We start from the raw sequence: 15,979 nt of genomic DNA, 5'->3' as shown, positions 1-15,979 counted from the left end.
TTTTTCCGTGTTTTCCTGCGTCCTTGTGGCCGTTTTCCTTGGTTTTCTTCTTTGACCTGGAGGGGCCGGCGGGTGCGCGGCCCGGCCGGGCCGCGAGCCAGCCGGCCAGCCGATCTCATCGTCGACAAGTCAGGAAAACGGCCTCCAGACCGCCGGAACGGCCGGAACCGGGAGGCCGGTTCCTGAGCGAGCAACGAAGCCCGCGCTGTGCCCCCTCCACAGCATGGTCGACACGGCGGTCATCCCCGGGTTCCTCCGGGAGCGAGCACGAAGCCAAGGCAACCCGGCACCATCGACGAGATGAACCACGTCCAACACCTCGTCTCCGCGGCGGGCGGGCTCCTGCACCGACGCGACCTGGTCGGCGCAGGAGTGCGCGACCGACAGTTGACCGCTGCCGTCAGGACCGGCACCGTCCGCCGCCCGCGCCGCGGGTGGTACTCGACCTGGGCGCCCGAGGACCCACGGTTCGTCGCCGTCCGCGTCGGGGGCCGGCTCACCGGCTTCATCGCACTGGCCCCGCTGCTGCCATGGAGCGCTGACGGGCGCCGCACACCGGCGCCGATCACGGTCTCCGTTCCGCGGAACGCCGCCCGTCTCCGGCCCCGACGTGGCGTCCGCGTCGTGTACGACCCGCCGCGGGTGCAGGACCGCGGCTGGGAGTGGGCAGTCCATCCTCGTGACGCACTCGCCCGCGCGATCGTGGACGCACCGTTCGACGAGGCCGTCGCACTGCTCGACTGGGCCATGCACTCCGGCGCACTGACGCGCGGCGACGTCCTGGCCGCGGTCGGCTCGCTCCCGGAAGACGCTCGCGGCGTCCTCGACTGGGCGGATCCCCGCTGCGACAGTTACCCGGAGAGCATCGCCAGGACCAGACTCCGCCGAGCGGGCCACGCCGTCCGTCCCCAACTCCCTCTCCCGACCGGCGAACGCGTCGACCTCCTCGTCAACGGTGCTGTCGCACTCGAGATCGACGGTCGTGCCTTCCACGAGGCCACGTTCGAGCGAGACCGGCGGAAGGACCTCACGATCGCCGCGTCAGGTCTGGTCCCGCTTCGGGTGTCCGCGCGGATGATCGCGACGCTCTGGCCGCAAGTGGTCGCCGCCGTCGAGCGAGCCTCGAGGACGCGCTCGCACGGGCGCCGTTCAGCATGGGTGCGCGCGGTGCGGGAGACGCCCGGTGCTCGGCGACGGTGGCGCCTCCGCCGCAGCGGTCCCCTCCCCGCACCCACCTGGTAGCCGCGATACCGAGCCCCGTACACGGAGGGCCGGCACGATCCGGTGCGCGCGAGGCACCGTGTGAGCGTGTTCGCCGCCTCACGGCCCCTCCCGTCGCTCACGCAGCCCTTCCCTCGCCAGCTGCACTGCAATCACCTGCCGCTGAGCGGAACCGGCTCCCGGCCGCGAGCAGCCAGCCCGTCAGCGCCGACGCGGACGCGCGACGCCGGGTTGGCCCGTGACCAGCGAGCCGGGAGGCACGTCATGCGTCACGACCGTTCCCGCTCCCACCACCGAATCAGACCCGACGGTGATCGAACCGAGGACCACCGCGCCCGCACCGAGCATCACTCGGTCGCCGATGCGCGGGTGCCGTTGCCCCTGGCCGCCGCCCTTCCCGCCGAGGGTGACGCCGTGGTACATCAGTACATCGTCGCCGATGACCGCCGTCTCGCCGATCACCACTCCCATCCCGTGGTCGATGAAGAACCGCCGACCGATGCGCGCGCCCGGATGGATCTCGATCCCGGTGGCCGTTCGCACCATCTGCGACAGCACCCGGGCCCCGAAACGCGATCCGGGCAGACCGCGAGCTCGCCACAGGCGCCGCGCGATCCGGTACCCCCACACGGCGTGGAGGCCCGAGTACAGCACCGCGACCTCACCGTCGGCGCGCGCCGCGGGGTCGTTGCGCCGGGCGGTGGCCACGTCCTCGCGCAGACGATTCAGGATGCCGACGCGGGTCCGAGAGCCGGAGGCCCGGGGAAGCACCCCGTTTCCTGAATCGTCAACGGCGACGCCCGGGGTCTCCGCCGCTGCCTCGGGCGCCGGGACCTCGGACCGGTGCCGCGCACCGGAAGCCGCAGCACCGGAAGCACCCGCACCCGCAGCGCCCGCAGCACCAGCGCCCGCACCCGCAGCGCCCGCACCCGCAGCACCAGCACCAGCAGCACCAGCACCAGCACCCGCACCAGCACCCGCACCCGCACCCGCAGCACCAACCGCAGACGCACCCCGAGCCACGGACCCGCCGCGCCGAACGACGCCTCCGGGACGGTCAGTCACGCAACCAGGTCCTGGAACAGCACGGTCGACAGGTACCGCTCGCCGGTGTCGCACACCATCGCGACGATGCGCTTGCCGGCGTTCTCGGGCCGGGCGGCGATCTCGATCGCAGCGTGGATGATGGCGCCGGACGAGATGCCCGCGAGGATGCCCTCATCCGTGGCGAGGGCGCGGGCGACCCGGAGGGCGTCGTCGAGCTCGACGTCGAACACCTCGTCGATCACGGAGCGGTCGAGCACCTCCGGGACGAAGTTCGCGCCCATCCCCTGGATCTTGTGCGGCCCCGCGGTCCCCTTGGTGAGCAGCGGGGAGTCCGCCGGCTCGACGGCGACGATCTGCACGCCCGGCACCTGCTCCTTGAGCACGTTCCCGACGCCGGTGATCGTCCCGCCGGTGCCGACGCCCGCGACGAAGACGTCGACCTTGCCGTCGGTGTCGCGGAGGACCTCCTGTGCGGTGGTCCGCCGGTGGATCGCAGCGTTCGCGGCCGTCTCGAACTGGTGCGCGAGGACGGCTCCCGGGGTCTCGTCGACGATCTGGGCGGCGCGAGCGACGGCGCCCTTCATGCCCTCCGACCCGGGCGTGAGCACGATCTCGGCACCGTAGGCACGCATGACGGCGCGACGCTCGATGCTCATGGTGTCCGGCATCGTGATGACGACCCGGTAGCCCCGCGCTGCTCCGATGAGTGCGAGGGCGATGCCGGTGTTGCCGCTCGACCCCTCGACGATCGTGCCGCCGGGCTGGAGGTCGCCGGCTTCCTCGGCGGCGTCGATGATCGCCACACCGAGTCGGTCCTTGATGCTCGCACCGGGGTTGTAGAACTCGAGCTTCGCGAGCACCTCGGCGCTGCCGGGACGGGGCAACCGGTTGAGGCGGACCAGGGGCGTGTTGCCGAACGCCTGGGTGATGTCGTCGTGGATCGTGCCCGTCATTGCCAGTCCCGTCGTGGTCGTGCTCGTCGCCGCATCCCTCGCAGGCGCGGGCCGAGGCCGATTCTATGCGCGCGGACCGGCCGGATGACGGGCGCGACCCGCAGGCGGTGGTTCGCCGGGCCTCCCGTGTGTACTACAATCGGTGAGCCGCGTTCCACGCCCCGGACGCGACATGGTGGGTATAGCTCAGCTGGTAGAGCGCCTGGTTGTGGTCTAGGAGGTCGCGGGTTCGAGCCCCGTTACTCACCCCGAGAACGAAGCGGATGGCCGCGGTGGTCCACACCGGTCATCCGCTTCGTCGTTGGAGGACCGTGGTCGCGTGAGCAGACCGCGCAGCGGTACGCAACGGGCGTCGCGGAACCGGCGCAGCCGCCCCAGTTCTGGGCCTGGCGGCGACCGCGCGGAGGCGGTCGAATGGGAGCACGAGCGGAGCCGTCCGGAGGCGTCCGCCCGGTGACACCGCGAGGAGCCCGTGACCGACATCCAGAGCCACCTGCACCTGCCGCTCGGGACGCTGCGTAGCAAGACGCACGACACCGACGAGTTCGGCACGGACGAACCCGGCAGCCGCGGCACCGACCAGCACACGGCCTCCGACGCCGCGCAGGCCGACCGCCAGATCGCCGCCGACTCGCGGGTCCAGATCATCGACGGCATGATCCGCGTCCTCCAGACGACGGCCTTCCACGAGGTGACGGCCGAGGCGGTCGCCGCCGAGGCGGGCCTGACGCTCGAGGCGCTCCGCCACCACTTCCCGTCCTGGGACGGTCTGGTCCTGGCCACGCTCGACCGGTGGAACAGCGCACGGATGACCCCGCTCCTCCCGACCGCGCGGTCGCACGGCACGATCCGGCTCGTGCGGGCGATCATGGCGGACAACGCGGCGGAGCCGTCACTCATGCGGTTCCTCGTCGCGCTCCTCAGCATCGCGGCGACGCCGGGCCACGCGCTCGCGCCGATGCTGCAGCACCGCTACCGGCAGTTCCACCTGGTGATCCAGCAGAGCTTGGTCGACGACGTCGAGGCGGGCCGTGAACCGCAGACGATGCAGCCGGCTCGCGGCGCGGAGCAGCTCATCGCGCTCTACGAGGGCCTGCAGCTCCAGGCCATGGTCCGCCCGAGCATCGACCTGCTCGGCGCGTTCGACCGCGCGATCACCCGCATGCGCGACGGGTGGGGACGACGGTACGTCGCACCCGTCTGGGAGGCGTGACCGCGCGTCCCCGACGCATGCACGGTCCTGCTCCCCGTGCGACGATCGTGCCGTGATGGAGATGTCGCCCGAGCGGTTCGAGGACCTCGTCGTCGACGAGCTCGACCGGCTCCCCGACGAGATGGTGGACGGGCTGGAGAACGTGGCGTTCGTCGTCGAGGACGCCCCCGAGGACGGGGAGGACCTCCTCGGCCGTTACGACGGGGTCGCGGTGACCGAGCGGGACCGGTACGGGTTCGGGGAGCTCCCGGACCGGGTCGTCGTGTTCCGGCTCGCGCATCTGGCGTCCTGCGACACCGAGCAGCAGCTCCGCGACGAGGTGCACACGACCCTCGTCCACGAGATCGCGCACTGCTACGGCATCGACGACGATCGGCTGCACGAGCTCGGCTGGGACTGACCCGCGTCGGGCTCGGCGATCCGGAGCACGACGTCAGCCTGCTCCCGTGGCTGCTCCTCGGCGATGAACGCGGCCTCCTGCGCGGCCCACCGGTCCCACTCCCGCGCGAAGACCGGGCCGTCGCGGTCGAGTGCCCGACGGCGGCGCGCGTCGTCCTCGCCGTCCAGCCAGATCCGGAACGTCGCCATGCCCGACGCGACCCGGGACAGCGCGCCGCACCCCTCGACGACGAGGTCCTGGTCGGGTGCGACCGACACCCATCCGGCCGGGAGGCCCGCCGCCCAGTCCCACCGCCGCCATCCCGGGCGTCCGGTCGGGTCCGGCGGCGCGAGCACGTCCCGCACCACGGCGTCGGCGGCGGCCCGGAGTCCGTCCCAGCCGGGGTAGACGTCGTCGAGGTGGACGACCTGCGCGGGCACGGCTGCGGCGAGCTGGTCCGCGAGCGTCGTCTTGCCGGTACCGGACCGCCCGTCGACGAGGACGACCACGCGCGGTGCCGGAGCCGTGCGCCCGGCACTCGCGCGGGTGGCACCGGTGCGGACACCGCCGCCTGCGGCACGGATGCGGTCGACGAGGGCGCGGACGTCCACCGGGCGCCCCTCGGCGTCGACGAAGCGAGCCGTCGCCGGGACCCCGGCGCCCGGCGCGGGCCACGCGGCACCGGCACCCAGCGGCGCGCGGGCGTCCTGGCCCTCACACACCGTGCCAGGTCCCCGCCACGACGGCGGCGGCGATCGCGACGAGGCCGACCGCGCTGCACACGAGGACCATCGCCCACTCCGCTCCCCCGAACCGGACCGGCCGGGCCCAGGTGCGCCGGACGGGAGCACCGAAGCCGCGCGACTCCATGGCGACGGCGAGCGTCGTCGCACGGCGCAGGGCGAGCACGAGCAGGGCGAACGCCATCGACGCGCCACGCCGCACCCGGCCGCGGTCGGCGATGCCCCGGGCACGTCGGGCCATGGCGAGTTGCCGCCAGTCCTCGCGCATCAGGGTCGTCATCCGCACGGCGGCGAGCGCGCCGAGCACGAACCGCGCGGGCAGGTGCAGGACCTGCGCCAGGCCGTCGGCGAGGTCCGTCGGGTCGACGCGTGCGAACAGCGCGACCGCGGGCAGCCCGATGGCGAGCAGCCGCAGCACGGTGGCGATCGCCAGCACCAGCGAGCCGCCCGTGACGTGGGCGAACCCGAGGTCGAACCAGGTGCGGCCCGATGCGCGTCCGTAGAGCGCGATGCTCACCCCGGCCACGGGTGCCGCGACGAGGACCGGTGCGGCACGGAGGAGCAGCGACCGCACGGGCACCCGGACGATCGGCAGGAGCACGAGTTCGAGGCCGAGCGCCACCGCGGCCGACACGACGTCGAGGGTCGTCACGAGGCACACGGCCAGGGCGACGCCCCCGAGCAGCGAGGCCACGGGGGCGACGCGGTCGAGGGGCCCCCGGTCGTGCCGCTCGGCGGTCGGCGGTCCGTCGAGCGCGATCACGCGGCACCCGCTTCCACGCGCGCTGGTGCGAGCCGGAGTTCGTCGGCGCCGAGCGCGCCGAGCAGCGTCGCGTCGTGCGTCACGGCGACGATGCCGGACCCGGCGTCCGCCAGCTCCGTGAGCCGGTCGACGATCGCCTGCCAGGTCGTGCGGTCCTGGCCGGACGTCGGTTCGTCGAGGACGACGACGGGCGGCCGCGCCACGATCGCGGTACCGATCGCGAGTCGGCGCTGCTCGCCTCCCGAGAGCGTGAACGGGTTCGCGTCCGCGAGGGCGTCGAGGCCGAACGCCGCGAGCACCGCGTCGACGCGCTCGTCGACGGTGTGGCGGTCGAGCCCGGTGGCGACCGGTCCGACGGCGAGTTCCTCGCGGACGCTGCGGGCCACGAACTGGTGGCCGGGGTCCTGGAGGACCGTCCCCACCCGGGCGGCGAGGTCGCGGCTCGACCACCGCGAGGGCATCGGCCCCGCACCGGCCGCGAGTGCGTCGGACGCCGCGAGGACGCCGCCGGCCGGCGGGAACAGCCCCGCGAGCGTCAGGCCGAGGGTGGACTTGCCGACACCGTTCGGTCCGGTCACCCCGAGCACGCGGCCGGTGCGGACCGCGGTGTCGATGTCGTGGCCGACGGGACTGCGACGCCCTCGAGCCGTCGCGAGCCCCGAGGCCCGGAGCAGCAGCTCCCCACCGGTCCGGAGCGGACGTGGGTCGGGTTCCGCGCCCGGCACCCAGACGCCCGCTGCGGTGAGCGCCGTGCCGTGCCGGGCGAGCACCTCCTCCGGCGCCCCGTCGGCCGCGATCCCACCGCCGGGCGTGAGCAGCACGAGCCGGTCGACGAGGTCGAGCCAGGTGCCGATGCGGTGCTCCACGACGAGGAGGGTGGCCCCGGTGGCCACGAGGACGTCGCGAACGGCGTCGTGGACCTGCCGCACGCCGTCGGGGTCGAGGTTCGCGCAGGGTTCGTCGAGCACGAGTGCCCCGGGCCGCATCGCGAGGACCCCGGCGAGGGCGAGGCGCTGCCGCTGCCCGCCGGACATCGCCGAGGTCGAGCGGTCGAGCGGGAGCTCGAGTCCGACGAGCGCGAGCGCCTCGCGGACGCGCGGACCGATCTCGGCTCGCGGGACGCCGAGGTTCTCGGGGCCGAACGCGACGTCGTCGCCGATGCGCGACATCACGGTGTGCGCCTCGGGGTCCTGCATGACGAGCCCGACGCGGCCCCGCACGCGGCGCGGGTCCTGCCCGTCGACGAGGACGCCGCCCTCCTCGACGCCCGCGCCGACGTCACCCGGCTGCGTGCCGTCCGCGTCGTCGTCACCGAGGACCCCCGCGACGGCCCGGAGGAGCGTCGACTTGCCCGAGCCGGACGCGCCGACCACGGCGACGCGTTCCCCGGGCCGGACGTCGAGGTCGACGCCGCGCACGGCCCAGACGTCACGGTCGGGGTACCGACGCCCCCAGCCACGGAACCGGATCGCCGCGGGGCGCGTCCGTCCGTCGGTGGCGGCGGTGGGCATCAGGACCGGGAGGGGCGCTGCGGGCGGCGACGGGCCTCCCGGCCGGCAGCGAACGCACTGAGCACGCCCGTGCGGGCGAGCGCGCGGACGAGCAGCCACGATCCGCCACCGGCGATGACGCCACCCGAGATGATCGCGCAGACGATGTAGACGACCTTGAACGCGAGTGCGTACGCCGGGTACCAGAGCACCGAGTCGTTGATCCCGAGGGCGAGCCCGGCAGCGGCGCCCGCGAGGACGACGACCGGCGCTCGGTACACGCGGTAGAGGAACAGCGCGAGGACGATCTCGGCGCCGAGGCCCTGGACGAGCCCGGACACGAGCGTGAGCCAGCCGCCCCACTCGTTGCCGACGAGCGCTTCGACGCTCGCGGCGACGACCTCGCCGTAGAGCGCCGCGCCCGGCTTCCGGACGACGACGCCGACGAGCACGCCAGCGAACAGCCAGACCCCGCCGACCAGGGACTGCGACCCGGGGAGGACCAGACCGAGTCCGACGCTGATCGGGGAGTAGCCGAGGTCCCACAGTGTGAAGACGAGACCTGCCGCGACCCCGAGGACGCTCGCGACGACGATGTCGACCACGCGCCACCGGAAACGGCGACGGGAGGGCTGCGGGGCTCCGTCGGTGACAGCGGCGCTGCCGGTCTGGAGGGCCGGGTCGGCTGCCCGGTCGGCGGGGCCGGTCGCCGCGGGGCCGGTCGCCGCGGGGCCGGTCGCGGTGGGCATGGGCGTGGACGCGCGCTCGCGCATGGTGACTCCTCCCTGCGCCGGCATGACCCGGATCAGGTTCGACGGTCGGAGCGCCGTTCGCTCCCTCTCAGCCCGCAGGTCGCGGACTCCCGTGTGTGTGGCCCCGAGTATAGGCGCGGTGGGCCACGTCCCCACGCATGGATCCGTGGCCGGGCAGGAGGCCCGGTCCCCGCGCCTCCCGTCCGCTACTTCTTGAGGGCGCGCACCAGCTTGCGCAGGACCGTGCCGACGGTCCACGCGAACGGCGTCGCGACCGCGAGCAGGGCGATGATGTTCGGCTCGAACACGAGCGCACGACCGGGGCGGCGGACGTACGCACCGACGGGGATCGACGCGCTGCCGCCCCCGCCACCGCCGTTCTCGTCCTGGTCACCGCCGGCGCCGAAGCCGTACCACCCGATCGACACGGGCACGATGGTGGCGTCACCGACCTCGATCGGGTCGCCGTAGTTCGTGGCGACCCCGAGCGGGCGGACCTTGTCGGCGAGCTGCGCCGCGATGTTCGTCATGCGCGCGAGGCTACTCCCGAGCATCGGCGGGAGCACGGGCACCCCGGCCGTCCACAGGGGAACGGGACCGCCGACCGTCCACAGGCGTGGCTGCGCTCCGGACATCGCCGAGCGGTGCCGATAGGTTGGGCCGGTCATCGACCAGGAGGTCCCGCTTTTGCAGACTTGGCCCGGCAACCCCTACCCCCTCGGTGCGACGTACGACGGCAGCGGCACGAACTTCGCGATCTTCAGCGAGGCCGCCGAACGCGTCGAGCTCTGCCTCTTCGACGACGACGGCACCGAGACCCGCGTCGACCTGATCGAGGTCGATGCCTACGTCTGGCACGCCTACCTGCCGAACGTCGGTCCGGGGCAGGAGTACGGATTCCGCGTGCACGGCGAGTACGCCCCGGAGCGCGGGCATCGAGCCAACCCGAACAAGCTCCTGCTCGACCCCTACGCCAAGGCGACCAGTGGAGACATCGACTGGGACCAGTCGCTGTTCTCGTACACCTTCGGTGCGCCGGACAGCCGGAACGACGAGGACTCGGCGTCGCACATGGTGAAGGGCGTGGTCATCAACCCGTTCTTCGACTGGCAGGGCGATCGACACCCGAAGGTCCCCTACGGCGAGACCGTGATCTACGAGGCCCACGTCAAGGGCCTGACGAAGACCCACCCGGACATCCCCGAGGAGCAACGGGGCACCTACGCGGGCGTCGCGCATCCAGCGGTCATCGGGCACCTCAAGCGGCTCGGGGTCACCACGCTCGAACTGATGCCCGTGCACCAGTACGTGAACGACTCGATCCTGCAGCAGAAGGGCCTCAGCAACTACTGGGGGTACAACACGATCGGGTTCTTCGCCCCGCACTCGCACTACTCCGCCAGCGGGGACCGTGGGCAGCAGGTGCAGGAGTTCAAGGCGATGGTCCGGACCTTGCACGACGCCGGGATCGAGGTCGTGCTCGACGTCGTGTACAACCACACCGCCGAGGGCAACCACCTCGGACCCACCTTGTCGTTGAAGGGCATCGACAACGCGGCGTACTACCGCCTGATGGACGACGACCAGCGGTACTACCGCGACTACACGGGAACGGGGAACTCGCTCAACGTCCGGCACCCGCACTCGCTCCAGCTCATCATGGACTCGCTCCGCTACTGGGTGACCGAGATGCACGTGGACGGCTTCCGGTTCGACCTCGCCGCCGCGCTCGCCCGCGAGTTCTACGAGGTCGACCGCCTGGCGACGTTCTTCGAACTCGTGCAACAGGACCCGATCGTGTCGCAGGTCAAGCTCATCGCGGAGCCGTGGGACGTCGGGCCCGGCGGGTACCAGGTCGGGAACTTCCCGCCGCAGTGGACCGAGTGGAACGGGCGGTACCGCGACACCGTGCGCGACTTCTGGCGAGGCGAGCCGTCGACGCTCGGTGAGTTCGCGTCGCGCATCTCCGGATCCGCCGACCTGTACGAGCACGACGGGCGCCGCCCGGTGGCCAGCATCAACTTCATCACCGCCCACGACGGCTTCACGCTGCTCGACCTGGTCTCCTACAACGACAAGCACAACCAGGCCAACGGCGAGGACAACAACGACGGCGAGAGCCACAACCGATCCTGGAACTCCGGGGTCGAGGGCCCCACAGACGACCCGGAGATCACGGCGCTCCGGCTCCAGCGACGCCGGAACTTCCTCGCGACGCTCCTGCTCAGCCAGGGCGTGCCGATGATCCTGCACGGCGATGAACTCGGGCGCACGCAGCTCGGCAACAACAACGTGTACGCGCAGGACTCGGAACTGAGCTGGATCGACTGGGCGCACGCCGACCAGGAGCTCATCGACTTCGTCGGCGAGGTCGTCCGCCTCCGGCGCCACCACCCGACGTTCCGACGGACCCGGTACTTCAACGGCCGACCCGTGCGCCGCGGGCAGGACGAGCCGCTGCCGGACATCGTCTGGCTCACCCCGGAAGGCGACGCGATGCAGCCGGAGGAGTGGGACTCCGGCTTCGGCAAGAGCGTCGGGGTGTTCCTCAACGGCGACGGCATCCGCGGCCGTGACTCCCGCGGCGGACGCGTCACCGACGTCAACTTCCTCATGTACTTCAACGCCCACTCCGAGACCGTCACGTTCACGGTGCCGTCCGACGAGTACGCCCACGCGTGGAAGATCCGGATCGACACGGCCGACCCGGGCGAGAAGGGCGACATCGTCGCCGCCGGAGAGCCGCTCGACGTGCCGGCGCGCTCGATGCTCGTGCTCCGCGCGGAACCCCCGCAGGAGCCGACGAGTACACCGGTGTCGACGACCACCACGAGCGCTCCGACCGCGACCCCGACCGCCCCCGACGGCGTCGACACCGCGACGGAGGCCATGACCGCCACCCCGCCGGGCACCCCGCGCCCGGCACCGACCGCCGATGCCGGCAAGGGAGACCCGACGTGACCTCGACCCACAACGAGCAGGCAGCGGTGCCCGCTCGCCGTCCGGGAGGCGCGCGTCGCGTCCCGGACTCCACCTACCGCCTCCAGGTGACCGCCGACTTCGACCTGACGGCCGCCGCCGAGGTCGTCGACTACATCGCCGCGCTCGGTGCCGACTGGGTCTACCTGTCCCCGGTCCTCCAGGCCGAAGCGGGGTCGAGCCACGGCTACGACGTCGTCGACCACTCCCGGATCGACGTGTCCCGCGGCGGCGACGACGCGTTCCGCGTACTGACGACCGCTGCGCACGCGGCCGGGCTCGGGGTCCTCGTCGACATCGTGCCGAACCACATGGGCGTCGCGGACCCGGCGTCGAACCCCTGGTGGGAAGACCTGCTGACCCACGGGCGGGACTCCGCCGTGGCCGACGCGTTCGACGTCGACTGGGCCGCGGGCGGCGGACGCATCCGCGTGCCCGTGCTCGACTACGACCTCGAGAGCGGCACCGAGGACGGCCTGGACGCCATCACGCTCGAGGGCGACAAGCTCATGGTCGGGACGACCGCCTACCCGACCGCCCCGGGGACCGTGAACCCGGGCGATGACGTGCGGACCGTCCACGACCGCCAGCACTACGAGTTCGTGCACTGGCGTCGCGCCGACCACGACCTCAACTACCGCCGGTTCTTCGCCGTGAACACCCTCGCCGCGATCCGGGTCGAGGAGCCCGAGGTGTTCACCGCCTCGCACGGCCTCATCGGGCAGTGGTTCCGCGACGGTCAGGTCGACGGTCTCCGCATCGACCACCCGGACGGCCTGTACGACCCGGCGGGGTACCTCGACGACCTGGCCGAGTTGACCGGCGGGGCGTACACCCTCGTCGAGAAGATCCTCGAGCCCGGCGAGGAGCTGCCCGCCTCGTGGCCCGTCGACGGCACGACGGGCTACGACGCCCTCGGGTACGTCGACCGCCTGTTCGTCGACCCGGCCGGCGCGGAGCCGCTCGGCGCGCTCGACTCGCGGCTGCGCGGCGAACGGGACGCCTTCCGGTGGGACCTCCTGACGCACGGCACCCGGCGCGACGTGACCGACGGTATCCTCGGTAGCGAGGTCGCCCGACTGACCCGTCTCCTGGCGCCCGAGGTGCCCGACGTGGACCCTCGTGTCATCGAGGACGCCGTCGCCGAGGTCACCGCGTCGTTCGGCGTCTACCGGACCTACCTTCCCGAGGGCGCACACGACCTCGTCGAGGCCCTGGAGACCGCGTGCGAGCGCCGTCCCGACCTCGACCCCGTGATCGACCGGATCGCCCCGTTCCTCGCCGACCCCGAGCACCCGGCGGCGATCCGCCTGCAGCAGACGTCGGGGATGGTCATGGCGAAGGGCGTCGAGGACTCGGCGTTCTACCGCTACTCGCGCCTGACGAGCCTGAGCGAGGTGGGAACGGACCCGAGCGTGTTCTCCATCACGCCGACCGAGTTCCACCGCGCGCAAGAGGGTCGCCTCGCCGCCTGGCCGCACGCCATGACCACGCTCACGACCCACGACACGAAGCGGAGCGAGGACACCCGCGCCCGCATCGCGACGCTCGCCGAGCTGGGTGACGAGTGGGTCGCCGCGTTCGAGCGTCTGAACGCCCTCGCACCGCTCGAGGACGGCGTGCTCGCGAACCTCCTCTGGCAGGCGATCGTCGGCGCGCGGCCCGCCTCACGCGAGCGGCTGCACGCCTACGCCGAGAAGGCCTCGCGTGAGGCCGGGAACACCACGACCTGGACCGCCCCGAACGAGCCCTTCGAGGAGCGTATGCACGCGCTCGTCGACGCCGCGTTCGACGATCCGGAGGTGGTCGCGGAGCTCGACGCGATCGACCGTCGCATCGAAGCCGCCGGCTGGTCGAACGGCCTCGGCATGAAGCTCGTGCAGCTCGCTGGCCCCGGCGTCCCGGACGTCTACCAGGGCACCGAGCTGTGGGACCGCTCCCTCGTCGACCCGGACAACCGACGACCCGTGGACTACGCCGAGCGACGACGTCTCCTCGTCGCCGTGGAGGAGGGCGCACTGCCCCCGGTCGACGCCTCCGGCGCGGCGAAGCTCCTCGTGACCTCGGCCGCCCTGCACCTGCGCCGCGACCGGCCCGAGCTGTTCACGCGGTACCTGCCGGTGCCGGCTTCGGGCGTCACCGCGGACCACGTCGTCGCGTTCGACCGCGGCGGTGCCGTGGTCGTGGCCACGCGCCTCCCGATCGGACTCGAACGGACCGGCGGCTGGGCGGACACGATGATCCACCCCGTGCCGGAGGACCGCATCGACGTCCTCACCGGCCGGACGTTCCGGGCGGGACGCGGTATCGCCGTGGCCGACCTGCTCAGCACCTACCCCGTCGCGCTCCTGGCGCCGGCGGCCAACACGACGGACGAGCCCTCGGGCGTCACGATGGAAGGCCACGCATGATCCCCGAACCGCCCGCCGGAACCGTCCGCACCGGCTCCTCGTTCCGCTCCGGACCGATCCGTGCCGGCCGGTACGAGGTGTGGGCCCCCGACGCCGACCGCGTGCGGTTGGTCGTCGATGGCACGGACCACGAACTGACCCGCGACGACCACGACTGGTGGAGCACGGATGCCGTCACGCCCGTCGTCGGCGCCCGGTACGGGTTCCGACTCGGCGACGACGACGCGGTGGTCCCCGATCCGCGCACGCTGTCGCAGCCCGACGGCGTTCACGGGCTGTCGGAGGTGATCGACCTCGACGCCTTCTCCTGGAGCGACGAGGGCTGGACCGGGCGTCCGGCCCGGGGCGCCGTGATCTACGAGATGCACGTCGGCACCTTCACCCCCGAGGGCACGCTCGACGCCGCTGCCGCCCGCCTCGAGCACCTGGTCGCGCTCGGCGTCGACCTGGTCGAGGTGCTGCCCGTCAACGCGGTGAACGGCATCTGGAACTGGGGGTACGACGGCGTCGACTGGTTCGCCGTGCACGCTCCGTACGGGGGCGCCGCCGCGTACCAGCGGTTCGTCGACCGGGCGCACGCACTCGGTCTCGGCGTGGTGCAGGACGTCGTCTACAACCACCTCGGGCCGAGCGGGAACTACCTGCCGCTGTTCGGGCCGTACCTGCTCGCCGGGCTCGGCAACACCTGGGGCGACTCGGTGAACGTCGAGCAGCCCGAGGTCCGGGCGTTCGTCCTCGACAACGTCCGCATGTGGTTCCGGGACTTCCACGTCGACGGGCTCCGGCTCGACGCCGTGCACGCGATCCGCGACACCACCCGGCCGCACGTCCTGGCACAGATGGCCTCGGAGACCGACGCGTTCGCGCAGTGGATCCGGAAGCCGCTGTCCCTCATCGCCGAATCCGACCTCAACGACCCGATCATGTTCCGCCCGCGCGAGGCCCACGGCTACGGGCTGACCGGGCAGTGGTCGGACGACTTCCACCACGGTCTCCACGTCGCGCTCACGGGTGAGACCACCGGGTACTACGCCGACTTCGCACCACTCGCCGCGTTGGCGAAGGTGCTCGAGCGCGGGTTCCTGCACGACGGCACGTGGTCGTCGTTCCGAGGACGTCGACACGGGCAGCCGATCGACACCAAGACCGCGCCCACCACGGCGCTGGTCGTCGCGAACCAGAACCACGACCAGATCGGCAACCGCGCCACGGGCGACCGCCTGGCGGAGCACCTCGACGAGGCCGGTCTGGTGGTCGCCGCCGCCGTGACCCTGCTCGGGCCGTTCACGCCGATGCTGTTCATGGGCGAGGAGTTCGCGGCGTCGACGCCGTGGCAGTTCTTCACGTCGCACCCCGAGCCGGACCTCGGCATCGCGACGGCGAAGGGTCGCATCGAGGAGTTCGAGCAGATGGGGTGGGACCCGGACATCGTCCCCGACCCCCAGGACCCCGAGACGTTCCGACGGTCGAAGCTCCGGTGGGAGGAGACCCTCGAGGGGCGTGGCCGTCGCGTCCTCGATGCCTACCGAGCGTTGATCGCGCTCCGCCGCCGTGAAGAGGCCCTGGTCGACTGGCGCTTCTCGTCGAACAGCGTCCGGTTCTCCGAGGACGACCGCTGGCTGGTCCTGACGCGCTCGGACATCCACATCGTGGTGCACTTCGGGGACGCCGCTGCCTCGGTGCCCGTTGTAACCGGCGCCGAGGTGCTCTTCGCCACGGAAGGTGCCACCGCCTCGGCCGACGGCGTGGAGTTCACCGGCCGGGGCGTCGTCGTCCTGCGCTGACCCGTCCATTCCGCGGGGTGGGGCGGGGCGGGGCGGGTACGCCCCACCCCTGCTCTGCCCGTCCGCACGTGGGGCCGGGTGCCGCCCCGTCCCCGCACCGCGCTCGGGGACGAGCACCCGGCCGCCCTGCGCCGCCCCGCTCTGCCCCTCGACGCGTCACCCGGTCCGCACGCGCTCGCTGCCGGCGGCGCCTGCCTCCTTGCTGGCCGCCCGGTCCCCCGGCCCCCTGGCCGCCTCGCCGCCT

General features: G+C 72.6%; 14 protein-coding genes, 1 tRNA gene and 1 riboswitch. Of the genes, 7 read left to right on the top strand and 8 right to left on the bottom strand.

Features of this window, described 5'->3' with window-relative positions; genetic code table 11:
* The first annotated feature begins 300 nt into the window (after positions 1-300).
* Positions 301-1,242 carry a glycyl-tRNA synthetase gene (locus tag DEI81_RS15525; protein ID WP_111011629.1) on the top strand — a complete coding sequence of 314 codons (942 nt, stop codon included), beginning with the start codon at positions 301-303 and terminating at the stop codon, positions 1,240-1,242.
* A gap of 180 nt (positions 1,243-1,422) precedes the next feature.
* On the opposite strand, the gene epsC is transcribed toward DEI81_RS15525, so the two are convergent.
* From epsC to cysK, 3 genes are read right to left on the bottom strand one after another with little or no spacing between them, the layout of a single operon-like run.
* On the bottom strand, positions 1,423-1,929 hold the full coding sequence (gene epsC / locus DEI81_RS15520) for a serine O-acetyltransferase EpsC (protein WP_258368798.1): 507 nt from the start codon (positions 1,927-1,929) through the stop codon (positions 1,423-1,425).
* Positions 1,930-1,946: 17 nt separating this feature from the next.
* Positions 1,947-2,234 carry a hypothetical protein gene (locus tag DEI81_RS16340; RefSeq protein WP_111011628.1) on the bottom strand — a complete coding sequence of 96 codons (288 nt, stop codon included), beginning with the start codon at positions 2,232-2,234 and terminating at the stop codon, positions 1,947-1,949.
* Positions 2,235-2,282: 48 nt separating this feature from the next.
* Positions 2,283-3,221, bottom strand: coding sequence for a cysteine synthase A (gene cysK / locus DEI81_RS15510; protein ID WP_111011627.1), 939 nt, complete (start codon positions 3,219-3,221; stop codon positions 2,283-2,285).
* Positions 3,222-3,396: 175 nt separating this feature from the next.
* Here cysK and DEI81_RS15505 point away from each other — a divergent pair.
* The 3 genes from DEI81_RS15505 (at position 3,397) to DEI81_RS15495 (ending at position 4,834) form a co-directional block, all read left to right on the top strand.
* Positions 3,397-3,469, top strand: a tRNA-His gene (locus tag DEI81_RS15505).
* A 224-nt stretch (positions 3,470-3,693) separates the two neighbouring features.
* Positions 3,694-4,434, top strand: coding sequence for a TetR family transcriptional regulator C-terminal domain-containing protein (locus DEI81_RS15500; protein WP_111011626.1), 741 nt, complete (start codon positions 3,694-3,696; stop codon positions 4,432-4,434).
* Between the two features lie 55 nt (positions 4,435-4,489).
* Positions 4,490-4,834 (top strand): metallopeptidase family protein, encoded by a 345-nt coding sequence (locus DEI81_RS15495; RefSeq protein WP_111011625.1) that lies wholly within the window; start codon positions 4,490-4,492, stop codon positions 4,832-4,834.
* Here DEI81_RS15495 and DEI81_RS15490 read toward each other — a convergent pair.
* From DEI81_RS15490 to DEI81_RS15470, 5 genes are all read right to left on the bottom strand, one after another.
* On the bottom strand, positions 4,789-5,535 hold the full coding sequence (locus tag DEI81_RS15490; RefSeq protein ID WP_258368797.1) for an ATP-binding protein: 747 nt from the start codon (positions 5,533-5,535) through the stop codon (positions 4,789-4,791). The two genes, DEI81_RS15495 and DEI81_RS15490, sit on opposite strands and share 46 nt — an antisense overlap.
* Positions 5,528-6,319 (bottom strand): energy-coupling factor transporter transmembrane protein EcfT, encoded by a 792-nt coding sequence (locus DEI81_RS15485; RefSeq protein ID WP_258368796.1) that lies wholly within the window; start codon positions 6,317-6,319, stop codon positions 5,528-5,530. The genes DEI81_RS15490 and DEI81_RS15485 overlap by 8 nt, the downstream gene beginning before the upstream one ends.
* Positions 6,316-7,830 carry an ABC transporter ATP-binding protein gene (locus DEI81_RS15480; RefSeq protein ID WP_111011624.1) on the bottom strand — a complete coding sequence of 505 codons (1,515 nt, stop codon included), beginning with the start codon at positions 7,828-7,830 and terminating at the stop codon, positions 6,316-6,318. Before DEI81_RS15480 ends, DEI81_RS15485 begins: the two co-directional genes overlap by 4 nt.
* Positions 7,830-8,582, bottom strand: a complete 753-nt coding sequence (locus DEI81_RS15475; protein WP_258368795.1) for an ECF transporter S component — start codon at positions 8,580-8,582, stop codon at positions 7,830-7,832. The genes DEI81_RS15480 and DEI81_RS15475 overlap by 1 nt, the downstream gene beginning before the upstream one ends.
* A riboswitch (TPP riboswitch) is annotated at positions 8,575-8,684 on the bottom strand. It overlaps the preceding gene by 8 nt.
* Before the next feature lie 83 nt (positions 8,685-8,767).
* A complete protein-coding gene (locus tag DEI81_RS15470) occupies positions 8,768-9,091 on the bottom strand; it encodes a hypothetical protein (RefSeq protein ID WP_111011631.1) in 324 nt (107 codons plus the stop codon).
* Between the two features lie 157 nt (positions 9,092-9,248).
* Between DEI81_RS15470 and glgX the strand changes: the two genes are divergently transcribed.
* From glgX to treZ, 3 genes are read left to right on the top strand one after another with little or no spacing between them, the layout of a single operon-like run.
* Positions 9,249-11,522, top strand: coding sequence for a glycogen debranching protein GlgX (gene glgX, locus DEI81_RS15465; RefSeq protein WP_111011623.1), 2,274 nt, complete (start codon positions 9,249-9,251; stop codon positions 11,520-11,522).
* Entirely contained in the window at positions 11,519-13,951 is a 2,433-nt protein-coding gene (gene treY, locus DEI81_RS15460) for a malto-oligosyltrehalose synthase (RefSeq protein ID WP_258368794.1), read from the top strand. Before glgX ends, treY begins: the two co-directional genes overlap by 4 nt.
* A complete protein-coding gene (treZ, locus tag DEI81_RS15455; RefSeq protein WP_111011622.1) occupies positions 13,948-15,735 on the top strand; it encodes a malto-oligosyltrehalose trehalohydrolase in 1,788 nt (595 codons plus the stop codon). The genes treY and treZ overlap by 4 nt, the downstream gene beginning before the upstream one ends.
* The last annotated feature ends 244 nt before the right edge of the window (positions 15,736-15,979 follow it).

Origin of the sequence: Curtobacterium sp. MCBD17_013 (assembly GCF_003234565.1) — a bacterium.
Taxonomy (GTDB): domain Bacteria; phylum Actinomycetota; class Actinomycetes; order Actinomycetales; family Microbacteriaceae; genus Curtobacterium.
Note: the sequence above shows the minus strand (reverse complement) of the source record. Positions and strands in the feature narration are given on the sequence as shown.